Origin of the sequence: Meiothermus cerbereus DSM 11376 (genome assembly GCF_000620065.1) — a bacterium.
GTDB classification, from domain to species: Bacteria; Deinococcota; Deinococci; order Deinococcales; family Thermaceae; genus Meiothermus; species Meiothermus cerbereus.
The window spans coordinates 1-2960 of the sequence record NZ_JHVI01000052.1 but is presented as its reverse complement, the minus strand read 5'-3'; the positions used below and the strand labels follow the sequence as shown (position 1 = coordinate 2960).

Genomic DNA, 2960 nt, shown 5'->3' with positions numbered 1-2960 from the left:
GTGCGCGACGTGCGTGAGCTATCGGTGGACGGCGAGTTGAGCATTGACGACTTGAGAACGCTCGCGAGTATGGCCGACCAAAGAAGCGCGCCTGCAAGGCTGGCTGTGATGAGCGGCCGTAGCTTCCGCACCATTCTCGAGAGCCGGATCGCTGCGCGTCAGGGAAGGAATGTACGATGAGCTGGAAAATCCTTTACCCGCTGTTGTGCGGTTTGGTCTTGGCCTCGAGGACCGCGTCAGGCGTGGGAAGGTCCGCCATAATTACCCCCTCTTTTCACGCGGGCAACCGGGTCAAGGAGTGGGTCGCCGGACGACATCTGCGAGCTCGATCAAGACGTTTGCTTCATCGCCAACGACCCAAGCATCGTGTCCAGGCTGGATGATCGCCAAATCTCCAGGACCAAATTCCATCTCGCTGCCGTCATCCATGCGGACCCGCTGACGCCCCGCGAGAAAGATCTTCACGTGGAAGCGCTGGCAGCTCTCTCCCCCCACGACCGGCTTGACGTGCTTGGACCACTGCCAGCCGGGCTCGAGGGTTTCGCGGTAGAAGGTCAGCCCCCCGACAGTGACCACCTCGATCTTGCCCTTCCAGGCGCAGGGCCGCTGAGGACAGGGTTCCCAGGCGGTGGGCGATCAGCTCCCGGGCCCGAGGGGGAGTCGGGAAGCGGCTTGGTTTTCCTGGCCACTCCCCTGCCTCCCACAGGGCGCGCAGGGTCTCCAGGAGGAAGAAGGGGTTGCCCCCAGCATGGCGGCAAAGCGCTGGGGCCAAGCGCGCGGGGGATAGGTCCGGAAGGTCCAGCGAGGCCAATAGCGCCTCCACCTCGGTGGGCCGAAGGGGCTCGAGGACAATCTGCACCGCCAACCCCGCCTCCACCAATCCATCAATGGTAGCCTGGGCCGCCGCCGGAAGCTCCCCCCGGCGGTAGGCGTTGAGGTTGCGGGGCACGCCGGGAGGGGTGGGCACGAACTGGGCCATCAGATAGGCAGCTGCTTCGGCGCTGGCGGCATCCATGTAGTGCAGGTCGTCCATCGCCAGCACGCCCACGCACCTTCCCAGTTCCCGCACCAGCTCCGCTATGGCGGCGAAGAGGCGGAGCCGGTTGGCGGGGTCCTTCCCTGACCTGGGGGCTTCGGGAAAGAGGTCGGGAAGGATACGGGCAAGCTCCCGTCGCGCCCAGGAGGGTAGGCGGATCTCGGGAAACTGCCGGAGGGCCTCCCGCCAGCCCCGTGCCTGGAGGCCAAACGGCGTCCCCTGGTCTCCCGGCCGGCCCGCCGCCCAGATGTAGGTGCCTTTGGAGCGGGCGAAGTCTCGCAGGAGCCGGGTTTTGCCTACTCCGGGCTCGCCGGTGAGAAAGACGGCCTTGCCGGCTTGCCAGGCTTCTTCCAGCAAGGCCCACTCTCGTTCCCGACCTGCCAACACCGGCGGCTGCAAGAGCGCAAGCGGAATCTCCCGGCGGGGTCGCGGTTTGGGCCCAGGGAGGACGGTCCCACGCGCAATCATGTGCCTCAGGACCTGGGTCTCGGGCAGGGGGTCTACCCCCAACTCCCGCCGCAGCCGCTCCTGGCCCCGATGGTAAGCGGATAAAGCCGCCCCCCGGTCACCCAGCAGATAGTGCAGGCGCATCACCCGGCGGAGGTGCTCCTCGGAAAAGGGGTCCGACTCCTGGAGGCGCAGGGCCTGGGCCAACGCACCCCGCAGATCGCCTTCCTGCTCCAGCCGTGCGGCCTCGGCCTCCAAAGCCCCACGCCACAACCCCGCCAAGTGCTCCCGCTGGGCCAGAAGCCAGTCGGCGAAGTCGGGGCAGTCGTCGTAGTCGTGGCCCCTGAGCAGCTCGCCCTCGAGGCCGAGCACCTCGGCATACCGTCCCTGGAAGGCGAAGAGCACCATCTGGGCCGCATCGGCCTCGAGGCCCTCCGAAAGCCGCAGCACCTCCTCCCCGCTGGTCGCCTGGTACCCGCCAGCCGCCTGGCGCAGTCGGCGCAGGGCCTGGGCCAGGTTGTTGCGGGCCGTGTGTTCGGGCACCTCGGGCCACAAGAGCCCGGCCAGCCGGGAGCGGGGGGTAGGGCCCTCCAGGGCCAGATAGGCCAGCACCCCGGCGACCTTGCGCTCCAGGCGCACAGGGACTTGCCCTTCCACCTCTAGGGTGGCGTTCCCCAAAAGTTTCAGGCGGTACCCGGCCACTGGGTTCTCCTCGGCGCCTTATGGGGAGGACCGCGCACCCCGGATGGAAAGGGAGGCACAGGAGGCCTAAAGCCCCAAGGAGACGTACTTGACCTCCAGGTACTCCTCTAGGCCCCACTTCCCCCCTTCCCGCCCCAGGCCCGACCGCTTCCTCCCGTCGAAGGCCAGACGTTGGAGCCTGAGTGCATCCACCGCCACGCCCTCACGCACCCGCGCGTTCTCGCCCGCGTCGGTAAGCACCAACTCGCCCCCGACGAAGCCGCGCAGCCTCGAGAGCAGCTTGCGCAGGTTGCCCCGGGCGGTTGAGCTGCTCACTTCAGGCCACAACAGCCCAGCCAGGTGGGCGCGGGGGGTGCGGCCCTCCAGGGCCAGGTAGGCCAGGATGGCAGCGGGCTTGCGCTCCAAGTAGGTCTCAGAGGCTGTTGTAAAAGTCCTCCACAGGAGGCTACGCGGCCCTGGCCAGCCGCTTCACCAACAAGCGTATCCTACCTAAATACATCCAGGCTTCCGTTACCTCAGGATGGTACGCGTAATCTTTTCCCAGCCGTCGGTTCCGCCCCATCCAGGCAAAGGTCCGCTCCACCACCCACCGCTTGGGCAGGGGCTTGAACCCACCCTCCCGCGGAATCTCCGGCACCTCCTCCCCCTCCCGCACCCCCGCGTAAGGACGAGCCACCACCTCCAGCTCCAGTCCCAGCCCCCTAGAGGCTGGTAAGAAGGCAACCCAAACAGAGGCGGTCTGTTATGTTTAGAGCATGAAACGCAGACCCTACCC

The 2960-nt window shown here is 67.1% G+C and carries 2 protein-coding genes and 2 pseudogenes; 1 reads left to right on the top strand and 3 read right to left on the bottom strand.

Translation table 11 applies throughout. From position 1 onward, the window contains the following. On the top strand, positions 1-180 hold a 180-nt coding region (locus Q355_RS17040), incomplete at its 5' end, for a hypothetical protein (protein WP_027878187.1). Between the two features lie 241 nt (positions 181-421). Here the strand turns inward: Q355_RS17040 and Q355_RS16000 are convergent. The 3 genes and pseudogenes from Q355_RS16000 to Q355_RS17350 all read right to left on the bottom strand — a co-directional run. After that, complete coding sequence (locus Q355_RS16000; RefSeq protein WP_051529436.1) at positions 422-2185, bottom strand: ATP-binding protein; 1764 nt, start codon at positions 2183-2185, stop codon at positions 422-424. Between the two features lie 66 nt (positions 2186-2251). Beyond that, a pseudogene (locus tag Q355_RS16805) lies at positions 2252-2347 on the bottom strand (aldehyde dehydrogenase family protein); the annotation flags it as partial. Between the two features lie 283 nt (positions 2348-2630). Further along, positions 2631-2798: pseudogene (locus Q355_RS17350) on the bottom strand (IS5/IS1182 family transposase); the annotation flags it as partial. Between the last annotated feature and the right edge of the window lie 162 nt (positions 2799-2960).